Source organism: Nonomuraea solani, from assembly GCF_900108335.1.
In the GTDB taxonomy this organism is placed as follows: domain Bacteria; phylum Actinomycetota; class Actinomycetes; order Streptosporangiales; family Streptosporangiaceae; genus Nonomuraea; species Nonomuraea solani.
Genome location: NZ_FNVT01000032.1, coordinates 19,238 through 41,662 on the forward strand (window position 1 = coordinate 19,238; position 22,425 = coordinate 41,662).

At 69.5% G+C, this 22,425-nt stretch carries 20 protein-coding genes; 5 read left to right on the forward strand and 15 right to left on the reverse strand.

The genetic code is table 11. From position 1 onward, the window contains the following. Position 1 precedes the first annotated feature (1 nt). The 6 genes from C4V41_RS54825 to C4V41_RS54850 form a co-directional block, all read right to left on the reverse strand. Positions 2–556 (reverse strand): TetR/AcrR family transcriptional regulator, encoded by a 555-nt coding sequence (locus C4V41_RS54825; RefSeq protein WP_160150728.1) that lies wholly within the window; start codon positions 554–556, stop codon positions 2–4. Positions 557–622: 66 nt separating this feature from the next. Beyond that, the gene (locus C4V41_RS54830; protein ID WP_103964028.1) at positions 623–1,021 is read right to left on the reverse strand and encodes an RNA-binding S4 domain-containing protein; all 399 of its coding nucleotides are present in this window, start codon (positions 1,019–1,021) and stop codon (positions 623–625) included. Positions 1,022–1,043: 22 nt separating this feature from the next. Beyond that, the gene (locus C4V41_RS54835; RefSeq protein WP_103964029.1) at positions 1,044–1,721 is read right to left on the reverse strand and encodes a DUF899 domain-containing protein; all 678 of its coding nucleotides are present in this window, start codon (positions 1,719–1,721) and stop codon (positions 1,044–1,046) included. 64 nt (positions 1,722–1,785) lie between these two features. Then, entirely contained in the window at positions 1,786–3,237 is a 1,452-nt protein-coding gene (locus C4V41_RS54840) for an alpha/beta hydrolase (protein ID WP_103964030.1), read from the reverse strand. A gap of 69 nt (positions 3,238–3,306) precedes the next feature. Then, entirely contained in the window at positions 3,307–4,782 is a 1,476-nt protein-coding gene (locus C4V41_RS54845; protein ID WP_103964031.1) for an MFS transporter, read from the reverse strand. A 9-nt stretch (positions 4,783–4,791) separates the two neighbouring features. Continuing rightward, positions 4,792–5,613 carry an oxidoreductase gene (locus C4V41_RS54850; protein WP_103964032.1) on the reverse strand — a complete coding sequence of 274 codons (822 nt, stop codon included), beginning with the start codon at positions 5,611–5,613 and terminating at the stop codon, positions 4,792–4,794. A 119-nt stretch (positions 5,614–5,732) separates the two neighbouring features. Here C4V41_RS54850 and C4V41_RS66335 point away from each other — a divergent pair, with 119 nt between their 5' ends. Beyond that, positions 5,733–6,440 (forward strand): GbsR/MarR family transcriptional regulator, encoded by a 708-nt coding sequence (locus C4V41_RS66335; protein ID WP_103964033.1) that lies wholly within the window; start codon positions 5,733–5,735, stop codon positions 6,438–6,440. On the opposite strand, the gene C4V41_RS54860 is transcribed toward C4V41_RS66335, so the two are convergent. From C4V41_RS54860 to C4V41_RS54885, 6 genes are all read right to left on the reverse strand, one after another. Next, on the reverse strand, positions 6,431–6,829 hold the full coding sequence (locus C4V41_RS54860; protein WP_103964034.1) for a hypothetical protein: 399 nt from the start codon (positions 6,827–6,829) through the stop codon (positions 6,431–6,433). The two genes, C4V41_RS66335 and C4V41_RS54860, sit on opposite strands and share 10 nt — an antisense overlap. 98 nt (positions 6,830–6,927) lie before the next feature. Then, positions 6,928–8,193: a High-affinity nickel-transporter gene (locus C4V41_RS54865; protein ID WP_103964035.1), complete on the reverse strand. Its 1,266-nt coding sequence runs from the start codon at positions 8,191–8,193 to the stop codon at positions 6,928–6,930. Next, positions 8,190–9,476 (reverse strand): tetratricopeptide repeat protein, encoded by a 1,287-nt coding sequence (locus C4V41_RS54870; RefSeq protein ID WP_103964036.1) that lies wholly within the window; start codon positions 9,474–9,476, stop codon positions 8,190–8,192. The genes C4V41_RS54865 and C4V41_RS54870 overlap by 4 nt, the downstream gene beginning before the upstream one ends. 20 nt (positions 9,477–9,496) lie before the next feature. Then, on the reverse strand, positions 9,497–10,855 hold the full coding sequence (locus C4V41_RS54875) for a DUF4331 domain-containing protein (protein ID WP_103964037.1): 1,359 nt from the start codon (positions 10,853–10,855) through the stop codon (positions 9,497–9,499). A gap of 65 nt (positions 10,856–10,920) precedes the next feature. Next, positions 10,921–11,580 (reverse strand): hypothetical protein, encoded by a 660-nt coding sequence (locus tag C4V41_RS54880; RefSeq protein WP_200824916.1) that lies wholly within the window; start codon positions 11,578–11,580, stop codon positions 10,921–10,923. Positions 11,581–11,709: 129 nt separating this feature from the next. Continuing rightward, entirely contained in the window at positions 11,710–12,477 is a 768-nt protein-coding gene (locus tag C4V41_RS54885) for a hypothetical protein (RefSeq protein WP_103964038.1), read from the reverse strand. A gap of 159 nt (positions 12,478–12,636) precedes the next feature. Between C4V41_RS54885 and C4V41_RS54890 the strand changes: the two genes are divergently transcribed. After that, complete coding sequence (locus tag C4V41_RS54890) at positions 12,637–14,148, forward strand: sulfatase family protein (RefSeq protein WP_160150729.1); 1,512 nt, start codon at positions 12,637–12,639, stop codon at positions 14,146–14,148. Between the two features lies 1 nt (position 14,149). Here C4V41_RS54890 and C4V41_RS54895 read toward each other — a convergent pair whose 3' ends face one another. The 3 genes from C4V41_RS54895 to C4V41_RS54905 are packed head-to-tail and all read right to left on the reverse strand — an operon-like array spanning position 14,150 to position 18,307. After that, complete coding sequence (locus C4V41_RS54895; protein WP_103964040.1) at positions 14,150–15,964, reverse strand: hypothetical protein; 1,815 nt, start codon at positions 15,962–15,964, stop codon at positions 14,150–14,152. Then, positions 15,952–16,932 carry a hypothetical protein gene (locus tag C4V41_RS54900; protein ID WP_103964041.1) on the reverse strand — a complete coding sequence of 327 codons (981 nt, stop codon included), beginning with the start codon at positions 16,930–16,932 and terminating at the stop codon, positions 15,952–15,954. Before C4V41_RS54900 ends, C4V41_RS54895 begins: the two co-directional genes overlap by 13 nt. Next, positions 16,919–18,307, reverse strand: coding sequence for a hypothetical protein (locus C4V41_RS54905; RefSeq protein ID WP_103964042.1), 1,389 nt, complete (start codon positions 18,305–18,307; stop codon positions 16,919–16,921). Before C4V41_RS54905 ends, C4V41_RS54900 begins: the two co-directional genes overlap by 14 nt. A gap of 181 nt (positions 18,308–18,488) precedes the next feature. Between C4V41_RS54905 and C4V41_RS54910 the strand changes: the two genes are divergently transcribed. From C4V41_RS54910 to C4V41_RS54920, 3 genes are all read left to right on the forward strand, one after another. Continuing rightward, complete coding sequence (locus C4V41_RS54910; protein ID WP_103964043.1) at positions 18,489–19,802, forward strand: DUF4407 domain-containing protein; 1,314 nt, start codon at positions 18,489–18,491, stop codon at positions 19,800–19,802. After that, positions 19,792–21,183: a serine/threonine-protein kinase gene (locus tag C4V41_RS54915; protein WP_103964044.1), complete on the forward strand. Its 1,392-nt coding sequence runs from the start codon at positions 19,792–19,794 to the stop codon at positions 21,181–21,183. The genes C4V41_RS54910 and C4V41_RS54915 overlap by 11 nt, the downstream gene beginning before the upstream one ends. A gap of 45 nt (positions 21,184–21,228) precedes the next feature. Then, positions 21,229–22,425, forward strand: a 1,197-nt coding sequence (locus C4V41_RS54920) for a S1 family peptidase (RefSeq protein ID WP_146104196.1), incomplete at its 3' end; no start/stop codon positions are given.

Genomic DNA, 22,425 nt, shown 5'->3' on the forward strand with positions numbered 1-22,425 from the left:
CTCATCCTTCTTCCGGAAACAGCAGCCCGACCAGGGCCGCGATGTCGATCGGGGATCCCATCCGCCGGTTGACGGCCACGGTGGCGAACAGCGTCTTGGCCGCCGTACCGGTGTCGTGCGCGCGAAGCTCTCCCGCCGCGACCCGCTCGGCCAGAAAGTCGCCGATCAACCGCTGGCCTTCGTTCACCAGCTTCGCCAGCGGCGCGCGTGCCTGGGCGGCGCTGAAGAACACCGCCATCAGGTCGGCATGGCTCACCAGCAGCCGATCGAACGCCTCCAGCAGCTCGGTCAGCACCTCTTTGGCCGGGCGGGGGTCGTGACGCGCCGTCAGTAGCTCCCGCAGCCGGGGCAGGAAGCCCCGCTCCGACAGCAACGTCTCGACCATCGCTTCCTTGCTGTCGAAGTACCGGTACAGCAGACCGGGAGTCACCCCGGCCGCCTGCGCCAGGTCCTTGACCGTCGCGCCGTCCACGCCTTTGTCGGCGAACACCTTCAGGGCCGCGTCCAGCAACTGCTCCCGGCGCCATGCCGCCTGCTCGCTCCGTGTCCTGGTCATCGCCTCATCCATTGAGTAAACGTTCATTCAATGTAGCAGGCGATCCGAACCACCGTGCGGGCGGGCTCAGCGGTCTCGCGGCTCCGTGGCCGGGCGGCCGAGTAGTTTGTCGAGGTCGCGGCGTTCGCGTTTGGTGGGACGGCCCGCGCCTCGAGTCCGGACGGCCACCGTCACGACTTCCTCGCGGGGAGGCGGCGGCGGGCTCTTGTCGACGTAGCACTCGGCGGCCACGGCGGCGCCGACCCGTTTGGTGATGAGCCGGGAGACGACCACGATGCGTTCGCGGCCCTCGTGGCGCAGCCGGATCTCGTCGCCGGCCTTGACGACGTGCGCGGGCTTGACTCGTACCCCGTTGACGCGGACGTGGCCGCCCCGGCAGGCGTCGGAGGCGATCGAGCGAGTTCTGGTCAGCCGTACCGACCAGATCCAGCTGTCCACCCGCGCACTCGTCTGCTCACCCGCCACCCCCACACCTTACTGAAATCCCCTAGCCGTAATGGGCGGCGATGTCCTCGGAGCTGGACCACCGGCTGTAGGTGGGTGACTGGGGCCAGCCGTCGGGGGAGTCCTGCCACTCCTCCTGCCGCCCGTACGGCAGCAGGTCGATCAGGGCGAAGGTGTGGCTGAGCTGCTCGGTGCCCCGGCCGTTGGTGTGCCAGGTGCGGTACACGGTGTCGCCGTCGCGCAGGAACACGTTGACGGCGAAGCCTTCGCCGGGCGGTGCGCCGACGTCGGTGCCGAAGGGGCTGTTGGCGGTGGAGTACCAGGTCATCTTGTTGCCGACCCGCTGCTTGTAGGCGAGTGCCTCGTCGATGGGGCCCTGGATGACGATGACGAACCGGGCGTCGTAGTTGTCCAGGAACTCCAGCCGGGTGAATTGCGAGGTGTACCCCGTGCAGCCCGGGCACTGCCACTCCTTGCCCGGGAACCACATGTGGTTGTAGACGATCAGTTGGCTCATGCCGTTGAAGATGTCCACCAGCCGGACCGGTCCTTCTTCGCCTTCGAGGGTGTAGTCCGGCATTTCCACCATGGGCAGGCGGCGGCGCTGGGCGGCGATGGCGTCCAGTTCGCGGGTCGCGGCCTTCTCCCGGGTACGCAGTTCGTCGAGTTGACGCTGCCAGGTGTCGGCGTCGACCACGGGCGGTAGCGCGTTCTTGGTCATGGTTCCTCCCTGATTTTCGCGTGTTCAGGGGTAGACCTGCCCCGGTCGCCGAATTCATCGCCGGTCAGCAGTTTTTGTCGTGGGAGGGCAGGTTTCCGGTGGTCAGGAAGGTGGTGACGGTCTGGTCGCCGCAGGCGTTGCCGTTGGCGAGGTAGACGCCGTGGCCGCCGGAGTCGACGCTGACCATCCGGGCCCGCTGCCCGAACGCCTGGCGCATCTTCAGCGCTCCGCTGTACGGCGTGGACGGGTCGCGCAGGTTCTGGATGAGCAGCACGTTGGCGGGGCCACGTGAGGTGACGCGGACGGGCGGCTCGGCGGGCTTGTACGGCCAGAACTGGCACGGCCCCACATTGACCGGCATGCCCCCGGTCAGCGGGTGGGCGGCCCGGTCACGGGTCACCTGGCGCTGGTAGCTGGTGACCGTGTCGCGCCATTCGACGTCGTTGCACATGGTCGCGCCGGCGTGGGCGGCGGTGTTCTGCATGACGGCCACCGGGGGTGTGTTCGGCGGGGGCAGCTCGCCGGAGGTTCGGGCGGCTCGCATGAGGGTGGCCAGCATGGGGAAGTTCGCGTCCGAGTAGAGGGCGTTGAGCATGGTCTCCCGCAGCAGGTTGCCGTCCAGGTCCGTGGTGCCGGGCCAGGGGAGCGGCTTGCGGTCCAGCGTGGCCGCCAGGTCGAGGAAGGTACGGCGGACCGCGGCCGCGTTGGTGCCCAGGCCGTATTCGCCGTCGCGGGCCGCGGCCCAGGTGGCGAAGTCGGGGAAGCGGTCCTCCACGCCGACGGCGTAGTTGGCCAGCCACTGCCGGGCCACGCGACGCGGGTCGGGATCGTCGTTGCTGTCCAGGACGACCCGGTCGGTACGCCCCGGGAACATGGTGGCGTAGACGGCGCCCGCGTAGGTGCCGTACGAGACACCCCAGTAGGAGAGCTTCCGCTCGCCCAGTGCCTGGCGGATCCGGTCGATGTCTCTGGCCTCGTTACGGGTGCTGATGTGCCGGATGAGCGGCCCGCCGTTGCGGGCGCACGCCTCGGCGATCCGGCGCGACCAGGCGACGTTCTCGGCGATGCCGCCGTCGGCGTCGGGGTACGGCTTCAGCCTGGTGAACGCCAGATCGCGGGTCTCCAGGTCGCACGAGACCGGCGAGCTCTGGCCCACGCCGCGCGGGTCGAACCCGACGATGTCGTAGCGGTCGAGCACGTCCTGGGGCAGCTTCTTGATCTGTACGCTGGGCCGGTTCAGGCCAGGGCTGCCCGGTCCGCCGGGGATGATCAACAGGACGCCCCGGCGCGACGCGGGCTTGGCGGTCTTGATCCGTGACACCGCCAGCGAGATCGTCGGCCCACCGGGCGCCCGGTAGTCCAGGGGCACTTGAAGGGTGGTGCACTCCTGTCGCGGGTCCACCCCCGGCCCTGCGGGACAGGTGCCCCATGCCGTCGCCTGCGCCGGGGCCGCGAGGGTTGTGGCAAGGACGGTGGTGGCTGCTCCGACGGCGTACAGTCTGGCAAGGTTTCGCATGAGAAGTCCTCCTCGGTGAGCGGTGTCACCGACTCTGCCGAACCGCGAATCCCGCAGCCAGAGACCGTGTCACCGAAGGCCCATGACCTCATCACGAACCGGACATGTCCTACCGGGCAGCCAAGCCAGAGCGAGGAGGACACCGACGACGCCGAGGCCGCCGCTGACGGCCAGGACGAGGTCCAGGCCATGGACGAAGGCGGCGCGGACCGTACCTTCCAAGGTCGCGGACCCGGTGGATCGGGCGGCGGCCAGCCCGGCGAAGACGCTCTCGCGGGCCTGCTCCGGCACCCCGGCCCGATAGGCGGACGTCAGGATCGAGCCCAGCACCGCCGCGCCGAAACTGCCGCCCAGGGTACGGATGGACTGGTTCACCGCGGCGCCGACACCGGCGTTGGCGGGCGACAGGGTGCCCAGCGCCGCGTCCATGACCGTGGGCAGGACACAGCCGAGCCCAAGTCCGTACATGGCGGTCCACGAGGCCGCCAGCACGGTGCCGCTGCCCGTACCAGTGGTGGAACCCCAGAACAGAGCCCCAGTGAGCAGCGCGAACCCCAGGCCGACCGCGAGTTTGGGGCCGATCAGCCCGCTCAGCCGGCCCGCCGTCCCCATCCCGACGAGCAGCCCGGCGATGAGCGGCAGCAGTCGCAGGCTGCTGCCCATCGCGTCCGCCCCCAGGTTCGCCTGGAAGTACTGCGGCAGCGCGAACAGGACACCGAACATGGTGAAGTTGACGAGCGTAGCCAGCACGGTGCCGACGGTGAAGCGCGCGTTGGCGAACAGCGCGAGGTCCACCAGCGGCGCGTCGACCCGTCGTTCCCAGAGCACGAACAGCACCAGCGCGGCCACCCCGCCGAGAATCGGCCCGAACACGGCGGCATCGGTCCAGCCTCGCTCACCGATCTCGATGAGGCCGTACGTCAACGCCGTCAGCGCCGCGCTCGACAGCACCACGCCGCCCACGTCGATCCGCCGGCGGCGCTCCCGCGCCGATTCGGGCAGCCAGGCGGCGACCGCGAGGAGCGCCAGCACGACCACGGGAATGTTGATCAGGAAGACCGAGCCCCACCAGAAGTGGTTCAGCAGCCAGCCGCCCAGGATCGGGCCGATGGGAAAGGCCAGCAGCGAGGCGCCCGCCAGCGTCCCGATCGCCTTCGGCCGCTCCTCAGCGGTGAACATCGTCGGGATCAGCGCCAGCATCGTGGGCATGATGAGCGCCGCGCCCAGCCCCAGCACGGCACGCGCCGCGATGAAGACCCCGGTCGAGGGGGCGTAGGCGGCGGCCAGTGAGCTGACGCCGAAGATGACCAGCGCAATCAGGAGCGTCTTCTTGCGGCCCAAGCGGTCACCGATCATTCCCGCCGGGATCATGCCGGCGGCGAGCACCAGCGTGTAGACGGTGACGAACCACTGCAATTGGGCGTTGTCGGCGTGCAGGTCCCTGGCCATGCTCGGCAGGGCCAGATTCAGGATGGTCACGTCGAAGCCCACGGCCAGCGACGTGAGGACGAGCGCGGTGAGCGCCCACCATCGATGGTGCGACATGGCGGGGGCCTACTTCGTGGCGTTCATGACGAGCTTGTCGAACTCGCGGTCCGTCAGCGTCCTGTTGAGCTCCAGGAGCTGCTCGGCCGTCCAGCCGACCGCGTACCGCGTCTCGGGCTTGGCGGCCTCGATGGCCTGCCGGATCGCGGTGGCGACGACGCCGGGGTCGCTGCCCTGGCTGTTCTCGCCGAGCTGCGCCTCGGCCTGTCTGGCCATGGCCTCGGCCATCTGTCCGTACGCGGTCGCGCCGGAGATGTCACGAAGGTCCTGTGCCGTACGGTCTTCGAACTCGGTCTTGATGATGCCGGGCTGGATGATCACGACGTCGATGCCGAACGGCTCCACCTCCATGCGCAAGGAGTCGGAGTAGGCCTCCAGCGCGTGCTTGCTCGCGTAGTACCAGCAGCCGAGCGGGAGCGCGATCTCGCCGCCGATGGAGGAGACGTTGACGATCGTGCCGGAGCCCTGTTCGCGCATGTACGGCAGGACGAGCTGGGTCAGCCGGGCCGGTGCGAAGACGTTGACCTCGAACTGGTCACGCGCCAGGACGATGGGGATGTCCTCGGCCGCGCCGTGCAGGACGGTGCCGGCATTGTTGATCAGGACGTCGATGCGTCCCTGCTCCTCGACGACGGCGGCGACGGCGCGTTCCAGATCTTCCGGCCGGCGGGCGTCCAGCGCCAGGGCGTGTCCACCGGCTTCGCGGAGGTCGTCCATCTTCTGTACGCGCCGCGCGGCGCCGTACACGATGTGGCCGGCGCGGATGAGTTCGAGGGCGGTGGCCTTGCCGATGCCGGCGGAGGCGCCCGTGAGGAGAATGACCTTTTCCATGGGGGTAACGGTAGGTTTGTATTCTGAGATGAGACAACTCGAAGAAATTATCTGTGCAGGTAGAAGGCCATTTATTGGTGCAACAAGCTTGTAGATGAGTGCAACGCAGGGAGGATGACATGCCGGGAGACCGGTTGACGGCCGAGGATCGTCGCCGCATCGCCGAAGGGCTGGCGGCCGGCCTGGCGTACGCGGAGATCGCCCGCCGGCTGGGACGGTCCAGGTCCACCGTCACCCGCGAGATCGCCAGGAACGGCGGCGCGCACGACTACCGGGCGGCCCGCGCGCAGCATGCGACGAACTGGCGCGCCCGCCGCCGCAAACGCGCTCCCCACGCCGACGTTCCGCACACCACCGACAACCGTGACGTGCGTACGGTCCGGGAGTTCGAGGAACAGTTCATCGCGATGATGATCGAGGGCGGGATGGCGCCCATGACCGCCAGGGTGTTCGCGGCGCTGTTCCTCAGCGAGGGCGGCAGCCTGACCGCCACGGAGCTCGTCCGGCAACTCCACGTCAGCCCGGCGACGATCTCCAATGCCACCAAGTGGCTGGAGCAGCGGGGGATGATCGCCCGGGAGCGCGAGGCGCGCCGGGTGCGATACCTGGTCGACGTCGACGTCTGGTACCGCACCTGGGCGGCCAGCGCCAGGTCGATCGCGATCTGGGCCGACACCGCCCGGCACGGCGCCGGGATCTTCGGCACCGACACCCCCACCGGCGACCGGCTCCGCACCACCAGCCAGTTCTTCGCACTGCTCGGCCACGACATGGGGCAGGCGGCCGAACACTGGCGGCAGGCCCTGTCCATGCAGCGTCAGCGGTGAGCGTCGAGGGCCTCGGTGATCTTGCGGGCCATGTCGGCGACGGTGGGGCCGGGCTGGGTGTGGGTGGCGGCGTCGATGGCGACGATGACGGTGCTGCGGAAGTTGTCAGCTTCCGCTCGGTCCTGCTGGTTGAGCAGGGTCATGGAGGCGGTGAGGGCGGGCAGGACCTGGTCGGCGAGTTCGGCGACGGTCTTGCCGTACTTGATGCCCTTGGGTGCTTTGGCGAGGATGTGTCCGATGGCGCCGGTGGCGGAGGTGAGGGCGATGGAGCCGTGGGTGGCGACCTTGTGGGCTGAGCCGGCGGCGCCGGCGGCGGACATCAGGGAGACGGCGCCCCAGGCGGCGGTGCGGAGGGTGAGCTGGTCCTGGTCGGTGAGGGTGATCGACATGGTTCGTGTGCTCCTTCAAAGTCGTTGATGGGTCTACGATCGCCGACCCCTCTGATACCGGGCTGTCGCCGCCCTGACGCGGCCGCTGACACGAGCGTTCAGATGAGAGCGGCCGCCGCGCGCAGCGTGACCCCCGTGCCCACGAGCAGGACGAGCGCGGCGGTCATGACGGCGGTGTAGGGGCGAAAGCGCCGCATGCGCCCGGCCAGGGTGAGCGTGCCCAGCCTGCGCAGGGTGAGCGCCGTGATCAGCAAAGTGAGCGCCATGCCGAGCCCGTAACACACCACGGTCAGGACGCCGAACGCGGTACGTCCCAGCGCCATCGCACCGAGCAGCACCACCAGGGCGGACGGACTGGGCACCAGCCCACCGGCCACCGCCAGCGCCACGACCCCACCCGACCGGTGACCATGGCCGTGACCATGATGGGGCCGGAAAGCGGAGCGGAGCAGACCGGCGCCGATCACGGCGATGAGAAGCCCGCTGGCCACGCCGAGCCAGCCCAGCACCACCTCACCGGCGATCGCGCTGCCGACCGCGACCAGCACCCCCAGCACCAGCACGCCCGCCGTGTGCGTGACGGTGACCGTGGCCGCGACGGTGACGGCGTCCCGCAGCCGCCCTTGCCGTCCGGCGAGGTAGGCGGCCATGACGGTCTTGCCGTGACCGGGCATCGCCGCGTGTACGGCGCCCAGCACCAGCGACAACAGCAGAGCCAGCAGCCCGAGCGGCACGGTCAGCCGGTCGCCGCCGATCAGCGTGTTGAGCCGGTCGGCCAGCAGACCGGTGTAGCGGGTGACGGCGTCCACGCCCGGCGCGTCCGCCGAAGCGGCAAAGCCGTCGCCCGGCTCCGCCGTCAAGCGCGCCTCCCGTACGTCGAGCGGTGAGGTGAGCAGGTCGGCGGGGTATTTCCGAAGCTCGCCGGACACACTCTGAGCGGGAACGGTGGAGCCGCGCAGGCGCACGCCGTCGCCCTCGGCCGTGATCTCCCGCCAGCCCACGGTGTCACCGCGATAGGCGTTCGCGAAGGTCAGGGCGACCGGCCGGTCGATGCGCACGGGTGCGGTCAGACGGCACGTCAGCCTGCTGGTCCGCAGGCCGGCGGCGCCCGGCTGATAAGTAGCGGAGGCGTCGGTCACCCGCCAGGTCAGCGACTGTCCACCGGCCTGAGAGCGGGTGGCCTCACGCAACGAGGCACAATCGTGAAGGGCGGGCGGCTGTTGCAGAGTGGGGATCTCGGCGAGATCCACGATCGCGAGCAGCTCGATCCGGTCGCGGTGGATCGTCAGCCCGTCGTAGTGGTTGATGCTGAAGTTGCCCAGCGGATGCGCGGCCAGCACCACGGCGGCGAGGGCCGTGATCATGGCTTCTCCGCCAGCAGGGCCCGCGCCCGCGCCGCCCCGGCCGGTGAGAAGTGCGGGTTGATGGACAACGCCCTGGTCAGGTGGGTACGGGCGGCAGCGCTGTGCCCGAGCGCGTGCTCGATCTCGCCCCGGTGGTAGGCGAACAGCGCGTTACGCCCGCCGAGCGCGTCGGCGCGGACGGCGTACGCGGCGGCCTCGGCGGAATGGCCGGCCCGGTGCAGCGCCCAGCCGAGCGCGTCGGCGACCTCGACGCTCCGGCGCCGCTTCCATTCCGCCTTCAGGTATCGCACTGCGGTGTCCGCGTTGCCGTGGTTCGCCTCGAACGTACCCATGGCCAGGTTGTCGGCGTTCAGTTTCTGCTGGGCCGTGAAGACGGCGTACTGCCGCCTGGCCCCGTCCTCGTCGCCGAGGTGTTCGAGCAGCTCCCCGTACTCGACGACGAACGACGGGGCACGGGCGACGGCGGTGGCGTAGTCGCGCAGGGCCTGGTCGGTGTTGCCGAGCGCGGCCTCCGCGCGCGCCTTGCCCGCGCGGGCGGGCGCGTGTTCGGGGTCGGCGGCCAGCGCCTGGGTGTAGGCGGCGAGCGCGGTACGCGGGTCGCCGTTGTTCCAGGCGAGCTCGCCGAGTTGCCCCTGGCAGAAGGCGTACTCGGTGGGGTCGCCGGGGATCGCGCAGGCGCGGCGGAGCAGGTCGCGGGCGGGGCCGGGCCGGCCGCGCAGGTGTTCCAGGCGGGCGGCCCTGGTGAAGGAGGCGAGGTCGGGGCGGCCATTGAGCATGCGGCGCAGCGTGGTCTCGGCCTGTTCGTACTGGCCGAGTTCGAGGTGGGCGTCGGTGAGCACGCCGTACAGGGCCCAGCGGAACGGCGCGGCCTTGCGGGCGCGTTCGGCCCAGCCGACCGCGCCGGCGAAGTCGTGCCGCGCGTTGGCCAGGGCGCCCATGCCGATCACGGCGTCGATGTACGGCTCCCCGTCGCCGGTCGGCCGGCGCAGCGAACGTTCGAACGCGCCCTGGGCCTTGTCGTAGTAGGCGGCGTCCGTGGTGCGGCGGGCCTGCTCCAGGTACATGTTCCCGAGGCTCGCCCAGACCGCCGCGTCGTCGGGATGACGGCGCAGGTGCGTCTGGGCGGCCTCGATCGATCCGGCCAGATCGTACGGTGACCAGCCCACCGGCGTGGGAGGCGGCTCGTCCCGGCGCAGGAGTCCGCCGGGAGCGTACAGGGTCAGCAGGACGCCGCCCAGCAGCACGCATCCCAGCAGGGGCAGCAATCGCCGTACGCGACTCATCTGATCGGATGTCCTTGGAATCAGCCGGTGGCGGTGATGGGCAGTGCCAGGTAGGGGAAGCTGCCGGTGATGGGTTTGAGCAGGAACGCGGGGTTGTCCTCGGCGATGAGGCCCGGCGCGCCCCGGCCGGCGGGTTCGCCCAGGAGCATCCGCAGGTTGACGGTCACGACGTCGTCGATGAGGCGGCGGCCGTTGGGATAGCCCTGGGCGTCGCCCTTGAGGATGCCGTACTTGTCGGGTTCGGCGGCGACGGGCGTGCCCATGTTGAGCCGCAGTTCCTCCGCCTTGGCGACGCGCGGGGCGTCCTGGTTGAGCAGGTGGGAGTTGAGGTCCTGCTTGATCGGCCCGTCTCCCCGCGCGGTGAGGCCGGTGAGGTAGATCTGCTCCAGGTCCTTGCGCGGGGCCGGCGGCGCGGTGACGCCGGCCTGCTTGGCGACGACCTTGGCCTGGCCGGGGTCGAGCGTGGACGGCACGACGAGGCCGCCGCTCTCGTCGCCGTCCGGCCGCAGGGTGTTGAAGTGGTCGCGCTGCTTGAGCGGGATGATCACTTCGTTGAAGTTGGGGTTACCGAGCCGCGAGACCTGCTTGTAGTCGGCCGAGCCCGAGCCGAGCAGGCCGCTCGCCTTGCGGGAGGCGGTGGTCCAGACGCCGATGACCGGGTTGCGGGCCGGGTCGCCGCCGAGTGCCAGCTCCGACTTGGGGAGTTGCAGGGCCAGGGAGCTGACGTTCAGCGGCACGCCGGTCTTCACGGGGAAGAACGGGAGCCCGAACCTGAGCATGTTGACGGCGTGGTTGTCGGAGTAGAACGGGTCGGCGGCCGTGCCGGTGAACACCTTGCCGCCGCCCGGCAGGTCGCGGACGGCCTTGCCACGGACCGAGGCGTAGCCGGGGGCGCCCATGTCGGTGGGGGCGGCGTACCCGTCGCGGACCAGGGTCTCCGACTTGCCGTCGCGCAGCCGGGTCAGCGTGTAGCTCTGCTCGACCAGGGCGTCCAGCGGGCCGGCCTTGTGCTCGCGTTTGCGGATGAACGAGGGCACCGGCGCGCCCTTGTTGGCGAAGGTCCAGCGGTAGGTGATGGCGGCCTTGCCGGTGCCGGTGTTGTCGACGTGCACCTCGTAGCGGGCGTCGGTGTCGAACTGGTACGGCTTGTGCGGCGCCTGGAAAGGGATGTAGTTGGCCACGATGGTGACCGTGTCCTGACGTTCCGGGCTGGTGAAGGCGTACAGGTCTGTGGCGTCGATCTGCTTGTTGACGGTGGTGGCGGGGGCGTCCCAGTGGCTGGTCGCCGTGCTCGGACGCATCGCGGGGCCGAGGAGCATCGTGGTCGCCAGGACGGCGACGGAGCCGCCGGCGATCCATGTCCACGTGGTCAGTCTCATCTGTCTCTCGATTCGCGAGTACGGGCCGCGCCCGCGAGGGCACGGCCCGGTGTCGGGGATGTCGCCTACGGCACGTACTGGACGACCGCGTCGAGATTGGCCAGGTAGTCGCCCTCGCCCAGCGGGATGCCGGTCAGCTCCTTGACCGTCTGGCTGAGGTAGGCGCTGACGTAGAAGGGCCAGTACTTGGGTCCGATGCCACCTTCGAGCGGACGGGGCGTGGGCACGTTCGGGGCGAATTCCTGCAGCTTGTACGTGGCCACGAGCTGCTCGCCCTGAGGCTGGCCGTCGACATCCACCTGCGCGTGGGCACCGTCGGCGCGCAGGTAGATGTCGTGGATGGCGACCGTGTGCCCGCTCTTGACGTCATTGACGACGAAGCCGCCGGGGTAGTAGACGCCGTTGCACGGGTCGATGTGATCCTGCTTCCACCCGATGGGCATGTAGATGCCCTTGTTGCCGGGCTTGGCCTCGATGGGCTCGAGGCCCTCCACCTCTATGCCGCGCTCGTCGAAGAGCCGGACGATGTCGGGCCCGAAGTCGAAGTTCGCGTGCCCCTTCGGGCCGAAGTACGGGAACTGGAAGCAGGACGCGCTGGGCGGCTGAATGGACTTGGCGCCGGGGATCGGCGGGAACGGGCCGGCGTGGGCGGGGGAGACCGGTGCGGCCGCGAGTACGGCGGCGCTGATCGCGAGCGTTCGGGCGATGCGAACAAGAGCACGCACAGTTATCGACCTTCCGTCGACAAGAGGCCTGATGAAGCGCCTCTGACCTGCGATGACATGCTCAAAGTAGTGAATCGGTAACGCTCTGTAAAGCGATCTTCAAGAGTTGGTCTGAGTGGTCGCCGGGGTTTAGAAGAGAGTGTTCGGCCTCGGCAGCCCGGAGCCGCCACTTCCACCCTGGACGGCGTCGCTCATCGTCTTCAGTCCGAGCATGCCGACAGAGGCGCCCGATGGGATGGGCCGGCTCGGCAGGCCCCGCCAGGCGATGTCCAGATCGGCCCAGTGCGTGCCGCCACGGAACGCCGTACCGAGCTCCTTGTTGAGATCCGCCGACCAGCCTCGGTCCATGGACAGGACGACCTTCAGCGGGCCGATGCCGCCGTTGTGCGGGACGAAGTTGCCCGGGGTCAGGGCCTGCGGGACGCTGAAGTTGACCATGGCCAGCTCGCCGCCGGGCCGGGGCCGCCCGTTGACGGTCGGGGTGGCGAAGAACCTGCTGTCACCCATGGCCGCGAACAGCACCCAGAAGGTGTCGATCTCGTACGTCACGCCCGTCGCGTCGTTGACGAAACGGAACCCGCCGGGGTAGCAGACCCGCCCGCTGGGCGTCTCGATGTTGTCGTACCGCTCACCCACGGGCATCCGGGCGGCGGTGCCGCCGTCGACCATCACGATCGGGTCCAGCGTCTCGAACCTGACCCCGACCCTCATCAGCTCGCCGAGGAACTCGGGGGAGAAGGTGGCCTTCGCGCTGCCCTCCTTGGAGAGGTAACTGCCGATCTGCCCTTCGGCGAGGCAGCCGCCGCCGGGGGAGCCGGGCGGGGCCGTGGCCAGGGCGGGTTGTGCCGACAGCAGGACGGTGGCCAGGGCGGCCAGCGCCGCACGGGTCAGGCGCATGCGTGTGCTCCTTCGGGAAGAGTTGGCTACGGAGAGTAGTTATAGCACCACTCAAGGTTGCGCCATTGTTCGCCCATCCCGTCTAATACCATTTGGGCGTTTTGTCTGGTATTACTGTCGGCCATGCCGATGTCCGGAAATATCAGGAGAAGCCTGGCGGTGGCTCTCGCCTTGATCTTGGCGTTCCCCGCGAGCGCCGGGGCGGCCGAGCCCAAGCGGCCGAACATCATCTTCTTCCTCGTCGACGACATGTCAGCCGACCTGCTCCCGTACATGGACACGGTCGGCGGCCTGGCCGACGGCGGCGCCACGTTCACCGACTACTACGTCTCCGACTCGCTCTGCTGCCCGTCCCGGGCCTCGATGTTCACCGGTGAGTTCCCGCACAACACGGGCGTACGGACCAACCAGGGCTACGATCGCGGCGGTTACCGGGCGTTCGCGAAGCACGAGGGCAGGACGTATGCCCGTTCACTCCACCAAGCCGGATATCGCACGGGCTACCTCGGCAAATACATCAACGAGTATCCGGCGGGCCCCGGCTACCAGGTGCCGCCCGGCTGGGACGAGTGGCACGTCTCCGCCGGCGGCGGATACAGCGAGGTCGACTACCGGCTCACCCGCTACATCAAGGAAAAGGGCGTGCGGTCGATCGATCCCTCCGGGGGCGAATACCTGGTGGACGAGCTGGGCCGGCGCGCGGCGGGCTTCATCGAGCGGTCCAGGAAGTACGCCCCCGGCGAGCCGTTCTTCCTCCAGGTCTCGTCCTTCTCACCGCACAACAGGGTCGACTTCAAGCCCGGCGACAAGGAGCCGCGCTTCCCGCCCGCGCGGCGTGACCGCCCTAGCGAAAAGCTCCCCCACGGAGACTGCGGCGGCCACGACTGTAACGGCATCGACGTGGCCCGCCTGCCCGCGTTCAACGAGGACACCACCGACAAACCCTCCTGGGTCCGCCGGGAGCCGATCGGCGCGAAGCGCGTCCAGCAGCTTCGCGAGGACTTCCGCGACCGGATCCGCATGGTGCAGTCGGTCGACGACATGGTGGGGCGGGTCCTGTCCACGCTGACCGACGCCGAGAAGCGGAACACCTATGTCGTGTTCGCCAGCGACAACGGCTTCCACCTCGGGCAGCACCGTCTCGTGCGCGGGAAGTCCACCGCCTACGACCACGACGTACGGGTGCCGCTGCTGGTCAAGCGTCCGGCCACGGGCCGGCAGGGCCGCGTCGTGACCAACGCCATCGCCCAGAACGTGGACCTGTTCGCGACCTTCCTCGACATGGCCGGAATCGACGCGGTCAACCGCGACGGGCGTAGCCTGCTGCCCCTCATCCAGGGCCGGAAGGTCGCCGACTGGCGCGACGCGGCGCTGATCGAGCACGTCAAGCCGAACTCCGGCGGCCCACGGCCCGACCCCGACGCCGACCGCCTCAAAAAGGGCAACGCGCAGCCGCCCTCGTACAACGCCGTTCGCACGGCCGGGGAGCTCTATGTGGAGTACGAGGGCGATCCGAAACCCGAGTACTACAACACCGTCACCGACCCGCACCAGCAGACCAACCAGCCCGGCAACGCCAGGACGGCGGCCCTGAGCAAGGTGCTCGATACTCTGACGGGGTGCGGCAGGCCCGGCGCGGTGGACTGCTGGACGGCCGCTCACCTGCGCTGAGTCAGAGCCACAGCCACAGGGCGATGGCCGCTGCGATGGCGACGATGATCGACGCGCCGATGAGGACCTTCCCGGGCCGCCACTTCTCCTCGGGCGCGGTCATCCGGTCGAGGCCGGCCTTGACGCTGCCGGCGACGGACGTTCCGGTCAGGCCGAATTCGCGTATCGCGCCGCCCGCCAGCGCGTACAGCAGGGTCGAGGCCGTTCCGGGCGCGCTCTGGGCCACGATCGCGAGCAGGAAGGTCTGGGGCGGGCGGTCCAGGTCGGCGAGGATCTCTTCGATGTCCGCCGAGGTGAGCCGGCGGCGGTGGCTCACCCGGAGCACGTTCTGGTAGTAGAGAACGCTCTCCTCGGCGGCGAAGCCTGAGCCGATCGCCTCGATGAGGTAGCGGTGCCGCATCAGCGCGTATTTGACGGCCTCCATGGCGCGCGGATCGGTGGGCAGGGCACGGCGGTCCGCCTCGGCGATGACGATGTCCAGCACCTTGCGGTTGCGGGACTGGACGGCGACGTGGAACAGCTCGTCCTCCGACATGCCGTCGAGGATCGTGCGCAGCCGCTCGGAGCCCAGCAGGCTCGCGATGAGCAACCTCCCCGAGGGGGAGCTTCGCGGCAGGAGCCCGCTCAGCGCGGCGACCAGCGCCGGTGGGAGGGCCCGGCGCCGGCCACCCAGATCGACCAGCACCTCCTCGACGTCGGCCGCGTGCATCGGCGACGCGTACAGCAGCCGCAGCAGGGTCTCGAAGAAGGTCCGCACGACGACCGAATCGGCCAGCTTCTGGGGCGGGCGGATGGGATTCGTCCTGATGAGCATGCGGTACGTCTTGCGATCCTTGTCAGGCACCCGTTTGCGGGCCAGTTGCGTGGTGAGGACACCGAGCTGCCGCTCCTCGCCGTTCGCGATGCTCTCACGGCACTGGTGCAGCAACTGCTCCACCGAGAGCCGCGCGGCGGCACCGGCTTGGAGCAGCTCGGAGGCGGCGGCGCGGTGGGACGCGTCGTCGAAGTCGCGCGGTTCCGCCAACGTGGTGAGCCACCTCATCAGCTCCTGCAGGTCGGCGCCCCGATAGCGGGCCAGCTCCTTCTCGTAGAGCAGGGCCTGGGGCGGGTACGCCTCCGGCGGGTCGTCGTCCTCCCAGGGCAACTCCCACGCTCCGTGAGTGGGCGGCACCTCGGCGAAGGAGAGGCGGATCCGGTGCCGGGAGGCGCTGTTGGTCCAGGTGGAGGCCGCCAGCGTGGGGCGGAAGCCGTACGGGAGCAGCGCCGCCACGGCGTCCAGGAAGTCCAGCCGTTTCTCCAGCGGCAGATGGCCGGCCCGCACCACGCAGACCGGCCGCCCGGTGAGCAGCAGCGCCGCCGCCCGCCGGGCCGTGCCGTTCACCGCGCCGGCGAGCTGACGCTCGTCGTACGCGGAGGGGGAGAGCAGGAAGGGCGCGTCGCCGCCGGAAAAATCCTCCTTTGCCAGCGCCTCGTACAGGGCACGGTACGACAGCCTGGTCGACTCGGAGGCGACGTCGGCCCAGCGTACGCAGGCGTAGTACGTCATCGCGTACGGGCGCTGGAAGCCGTCCTGGGACTCCGGCTCGGTCTGCAGGGACAGCCCCAGCCAGGGCTCTTTGTCAGGACCGATGGTGAAATGGCTGGTCGCCACCCGGGGGAGGGCCTTGGGCTCCATGGTGCCGGAGGTGAACGCCTTCAGCCACATGCCGAACTCCGCGCTGGTGATCGCGCCCGAGCTGCAGGCGATCACGCCGTAGTCGTCCAGGCTCTCCGGCGTCTTGCCGAGGATCGCCCAGTGGGCGGTCAGCCATCCCATCGCCTGCTCCTCATCGCGCCGGGCCGGATCATGCGGCCGAGCCAGATCACGGGCTCCATGACGTTCATGGGACGGACGGCTCCCCGGATCGTCAGCCCGCCGTTCGCATTGTCGATGACGTTCAGGAAATCGTCCGGATCGAAACGGCCGAGATCCTCATCGATGAACAGGCCCACCGAAGAAGTCACGAAGTATTTGATGCGGTCGCGATGGAAGAACGCCTCGATCAGGTCGAGGATCATCTCCGCGTTGTGGTCGTGGGCCTCCCGGCACAGCAGCCGGAAGAAATCGGGGACCCGCTCCTCGGGCACCCGGGGAATGCGCAGCTCATCGCCGGGATCCCGCTCCGCGAACCCCTCTTCCATCGCGATGCGCAAAACCTTCGGATCGTCGTACTTGGTGATGCAGACCGCGATGTGGTGCGGCAGTTTGCCGTCTTCGAACTCGTCGCCGACGAGCATGCGCCCGGCGACCTCGTGCAGTGCGGCGTCCAGATGTTTGAAGGCGTCGCCGACCCTGGCCTCGCGGTCGGGGTCGAACATGTAAATCAGCCCACGGCTCTTGACCAGGCTGTCGACCAGGGCCTTCTTATCGATGTTGGACTCTGATTCGGCGTACAGGTCTCCGCGCAGATCCAGGAAGTCGAGCTTGAACTTCGGCGCCTTCGCCACGTGCGTCGCCCACGGCCACCACCATCGCCTGCGCTGTGCCGCCGGGCCGATGATCATCCAGCTGTAGTGGGTGAGCGCCTCGGTTGGGGCGGGGAACGTACGCGCCTGCAGCAGGGTGTCGCGCAGTTTCGCCAATTCGGTACGGGACACCGGGTTCTCCCCGATGAGCCGCCAGCCCGCGTCGCGAGCCTTGTTGAGCGCGATGCTCAGCGCCGCCAGAAAGGCGGTCTTGCCACTGCCCGAAGCCCCCCACATCGCGATGTCGGGCTCGCCGGGGACGGAGTCACTGTCGACCACCGATGTCCTCATTCTGGGAGACGAAGGGAAGAGAAAGCGCGGCGGACGACGCCACCAGGCCGAGCCGGACCACGAGTTCCTCGGCGTTCACCGCGTCCACCTGGAACAGCGCGGCCGAGCCGAGCCGACCCCAGGAGGGCGAAGGGCTGTCGCAGATGGCCGCGCTCCTGAAGTCGTGGCGCTGCTCCAGATCGCGCAGCAGCGCCAGCCAGTCGTGCCGCGCCGGGCAGGGCGGCACGCGGTCGAGGCCGCCCCGCGGCGGATGCGGCGGCCGCGCCCCGATGGTGAGCAGCGCCGTACGCGTGCCGTCCGGCTGAGGGAGCAGCCGGTCGCGCACCTCCGCGAGCAGGTCCTCGACCTGGGCGGCCTTCGGGTACGTCGGCGCGGTAGGTCGCAGGGACTCCAGAGCGGCCCGCGCCTGCGCCGTCGAGCCGGACCAGAGGGCCACCGTCGGCCGCGTCCGGTCCGCGTGCCTGGTGCCGAACACGTGGGTGCCGTATCCCACGACGGACACCTGAAGGTGCTGCTCGGTCAGCAGGTCGATGACGTAGCCGGCCCAGTGGCAGCGATCCTCGAACTCCTTCGGCGTCCCCGCCGTCTCGATGGCGCACACCAGGTGCGCCTGCCGAGGCGCGGGCGGCAGTACGGCCGGCACCGTGGCCACCACCTCCGTCCACGGACGGCTGTCCGGCCGCAGACCGTGGACCTCGGGAAAGCGGACGACGCCGGGCCGCTCCAGCACCGCCCGCAGCCGATGCGGCCCGGGCGGCAGCGGCGCGTGGTCGACCGACACCAGGTCCGAAGGCTGGAGCAGACCCTGCCAGGCGGAGACCGCGAGCAGCACACCGCCCGCGTCGGTGCACGTGATGGTCACCTGGGCGTCGTCCCCGGGCTTCGCGCCGGGGCCGAAGAGCCGCCGTCCCACCAGTTCGAGCCGGCCGTCGTCCGCGCGTTCCCTGGCCACGATCAGGTCGTACGCGTGCCGCAGGGGTGCCTCGGCGATCAGCTCCGGGAGCAACTCCGCGAGCTTGACCCCGGACGCCTCGACGACCTGAGCCGACGGTCGCCGCTGCCGCAGCGCGCGCAGCGCCGCCTCCTGCTCGTGTCCGTCGGCGGACCGCACCACGATCACGGGGTCGTCCTCGTCGGCGGAGATCAGATCCCCGGCGATCCGGAGCACCGCGTCGAAGACCTCGTCGCCGGAGGCGGTCAAGGTGGACCACTTGGCGGCGGCTCTGCGCAGGTGGTAGGGCGTACCGACCTCGTCGGCACGAACTTCGTAGATCCGTATTCCGGCGGCGTCGATCTCCACGACGGCCAGCCGTTCCCTGAACGAGACGATCAGATCGGCGAGATCGCCACGGAAATGGTGCAAAGATTCCCCGCCCGTTTCGTACCTTTACTGGGTTACATGGAGCTTTGTCCGCTTTGTCAGGATCTGTAAGAGGTGGTGACTTCCCGTAGTTGACATCTATCCTCTTGTGATAAATCAAGATTGCCGATTGTTTATGGTAGTCAGTGGATTACTCACGGGGTAGGGCGTAGGGGAGCCGCGCGTGATCGGTAGATGGCTGATTGTCCTGTCGGGTGCCCGCCCGGATGTGCTTGAGCGGTGCAGGGGGGAGCGCGCCAGGTTTCACGGCCTGGGCGGCGCCATCCTGACCACGGCCTGCGTCGCCGCCATCTCCATGACGTTCGCGCTCGCCTCGGCGCTCAAGGTGTTCGTGGTGCTCGCCGTCCTGATCGGCATCGTCTGGGGTGTGGCGATCCTGAGCCTGGACCGGTGGCTCGTCACCTCCCTGCCGGCACAGGGCGGACGGCGCTTCTGGCTGGCCCTGCCCCGGGTGCTGCTCGCGCTGCTGCTGGGCGCCGTCATCTCCACGCCGCTGGTCCTGCAGATCTTCAAGCCCGAGATCGACGCCGAGATCGTCGACATCCAGCAGGAGAAGGCCGACGCGTTCACCAGCGCGCAGCAGGGCGGCGAGACCGGCCGGCGCATCGCCGAGCTGGAGAAGTCGGCGGCGGCCCTGCAGGCCGTGATCGCCTCGCGCGGGGAGGTCACGCTCGACCCGGCGGCCGATCCGCGGGTCCGCGAACTGCGCAAGTCGCACGACCAGGCGGTGAAGCAGCGCGACAAGTTCTACCAGGAATGGCAGTGCCAGCTGTACGTCGGGCCGCCCAAATGCGCCAAGAAGGGGGCCGGGCCTCTGGCGGACGCGGCGGAGAGGGCGTACAGAACCGCCGACGACCGGGTCAAGGACATCGACCAGCAGATGGCGCTGCGCCGCAAACAACTCGGCGACAACCAGGAGGCCGGCAAGGCGAGCCGGCTGGCCCAGGCTGAGCGTGACCTGCGCAACGTACAGATCGAGCTGGGCAAACTGACCAAGCAGCAGGGCGGGCTCAGGGACGGCTTCGCCGCCGAGATCCAGGGCTCCGACGGCCTGATGCTGCGGCTTGAGGCGCTCGGCAGGGTGTCGCAGGACAACGCGACCCTCAACATGGCCCGGACCTTGCTGTTCCTGTTCATCCTGCTCATCGAGTGCCTGCCGGTCCTCGTCAAGCTGATGCAGCGGCCCGGAAACTACGACAAGATCCTGGTCGCGCTGGAGAAGCGGGAGGTCAACGACGCCATCGACCAGATCTACGAGGCGGACCGGCCGCGCCGCGCCTCTTGGCGGGACGGCACGACCCGGCCGTACGTAGCGGACGAACCTCGTACCGAAATCCTCCACGAACCCGCCGCCATCCCGCACCCCGCGGACCGGAGCTTCGAGGACGAGTCACTGCGCAACCTCCGTGACAACCGCGGCTCCCGGACGGACGACCGCGAGCGGACCTCGTACGCCGGACTGAACGATGATTGGTGAGCGCGTCGCCGGCCGCTTCGTCATCGAGGCGCAACTGGGCACCGGCGGCATGGGCCGGGTGTGGCGCGGCCGCGACGGCAAGCTCGATCGGGTGGTGGCACTCAAACAGGTACGCGCGGACGTCGGCCGCCTGCCAGAGCTGACGGCGCGCGCCGAACAGGAGGCCCGGGCCCTGGCCCGGATCGACCACCCCGGCATCGTCCGCGTCCATGACGTGCTCGACGCCCCTGACGGCCCATGGATCGTCATGGACTACGTCCGGGGCACCGTACTCGGCGCCCTGATCGAACAGAGCCCCCTGCCCGAGCACGAAGTGGCACGAATCGGCGCCCAGGCGGTCGCCGCACTCGCGGCCGCGCACGCGGTGGGGGTCTTCCACCGCGACGTGAAGCCGGACAACATCCTGATCACCGCCTCCGGCGAGGTCGTCCTGGTGGACTTCGGCATCGCCGCCATCGAGGGCCACGGGCGTCTTACCGCGCTCGGTCAGGTGATCGGCACCCCGGACTTCATCGCTCCTGAACGGTTGCGAGGCATCCCGGTGGACGGCGCGGCCGACCTGTGGTCGCTCGGCGCCACCCTCTACACGGCCCTGGAGGGACGTCCCCCCTTCCACCGGAGCACCTCGGAAGCCACCAAGTTCGCCATCCTCGCACTTCCCCCGGACCCTATGACCCGGGCGGCCGGCCTCAAGTCGACGATCAACCGCCTGCTGGCCAAGAGCCCGGCCAACAGAATGACGGCCGCCGAGCTGGCACACCGCCTGCGACAGCCCCCCAGAAGAGCCCCCGTGACGGTGCCGCGGCAGGCCCCCGCCCCCCAACCACCTCCGCCTCCCCTGGCGAACGGCGGCCACGTGCGCCGGACGATCGCCGGCGCCGAAGCGGCGGAAAGAGGCTCGATGATCCTCGCCCTGCCCGCCGCCGAGGCAGCGATCCTCCTCGCCCAGCAGTGGCAACTGTTCACCACCGCCGCGGTGGAGGAACTGTGCCGCGATGCGGCAAAGAGCGCGAAGATCCTGCAAATGCTGCTCCCGTACCGCGTCGCCTGGCTCCTGGACCAGGTACGGGACCCGAACTTGGTGGCCGGAGTCGTACTGGCGATGGACCCCCACCACCGCGGCCGCATGCTCGGCCACATGCACGACCGGCATTCCGCGGCGGCCCTTGAAGCGATGGCCACCATCGACACCCGGCAGACCGGCCTCGCCGTAGCCGCGATGCCGGAGGGCCCGGCGGGTCAGGCGCTGACCCGCCTCCCGTCCGCCACGATCGCCGCCTTGCTCATGCATTGCCCACCTTCCAGCCGCGACCGCCTGCTATCCCTGCTGCCATCCACGACCCGCGAGGACGTCGCCCGAAGACTCGCCCCCAAGGGATAGCCATCACATCAAGCGGCGCCGAGGGCCTCGGTGATCTTGCGGGCCATGTCGGTGACGGTGTGGGCGGCGCCTCGGCGATGTCTGGCTTTCTGTTTGTTCGCCGTGGCCGGCGCCACGGCCGAAATTTATGGGTTGACCTGGGGAAATCTCGCTGAGCAAGTGTCCGCCATATGTCCGGTAGATACCCTGGTTCGCCCAGAACCGGTCTTTCACAATCGTGCAGTGAACCTCCAGCGAATGATCCGGTTATTACACATCACAGCCCTCTCGTTATTGATGGCTGTCTCTTCAGTCGTGCTCTGGGCGGGAGCGACACCGGCCCATGCGGTGAAAGGCGGGAGCCCGGTCGCCGACGGCACGTGGGGTTTCGTGGCGAAGGTGAACGTCGGCGAGGCGCACGGGTGCACCGGCGCCTTGGTCAGCCCGCAGTGGGTGATCACCACCACCAGTTGTTTCGCCTCCGATGGGCAGCCCGTCACGAGCGGGGCGCCGAAGGTGGCGACGACGGTGACGGTCGGCAGGGCCGACCTGTTCGGTTCGGGCGGGCGGGTGCTGCCCGCGGACTGGATCCACCCGCACCGCGACCGGGATGTCGTGCTGGTCCGGTTGTCGTTGCGGGTGCTCGACGTCACGCCGGTCGCGGTCAGCTCCACCGTTCCCGCCGCCGGGAACGCGCTGCAGGTCGCCGGGTATGGCCGGAGCGCCGGCGTGTGGGCGCCCAACCGGCTGCAGGCCGCGCCGGTCGTGGCCGGGGCCGTGGCGGCCGGCTCGTTCGGTTGGACCGGAGCGAACGGCAGCGACGTGAGCGCCTGTCAGGGCGACGCGGGCGCGCCGGTCTTCCGTACGGGCGGGAGTCGCCCGGAGCTCGTCGGGCTCAGCTCCGGTGCGGGGCAGGGGGGCTGCCTTGGCGCGGCTGACAACGGGCCGCGCGGTGCCAACGCGGTACGGGTGGACGATCTGGCGAGCTGGATCAGCTCGGTCGCGGCCGAGCCCACCACGTCCTTCCGTACGGAAGGATCTAGTTCGACCGGGATCGGTGGTTATGACCTGAAGGACGCCCGGGATCAGGTGGTGGCGTTCGACTACGAGCATTCCGGCAAGCTGGACCATCTGCTGGTGTATCGGCCGGGGGCCGGGACCGTTCACATCCTCAAGCGCGGCAGCGGCGCCACGTTTACGCCGGTCTATTCCTCGACCGATGGTGGGATCGGTGGTTATGACCTGAAGAGTGTGGCGGATCGG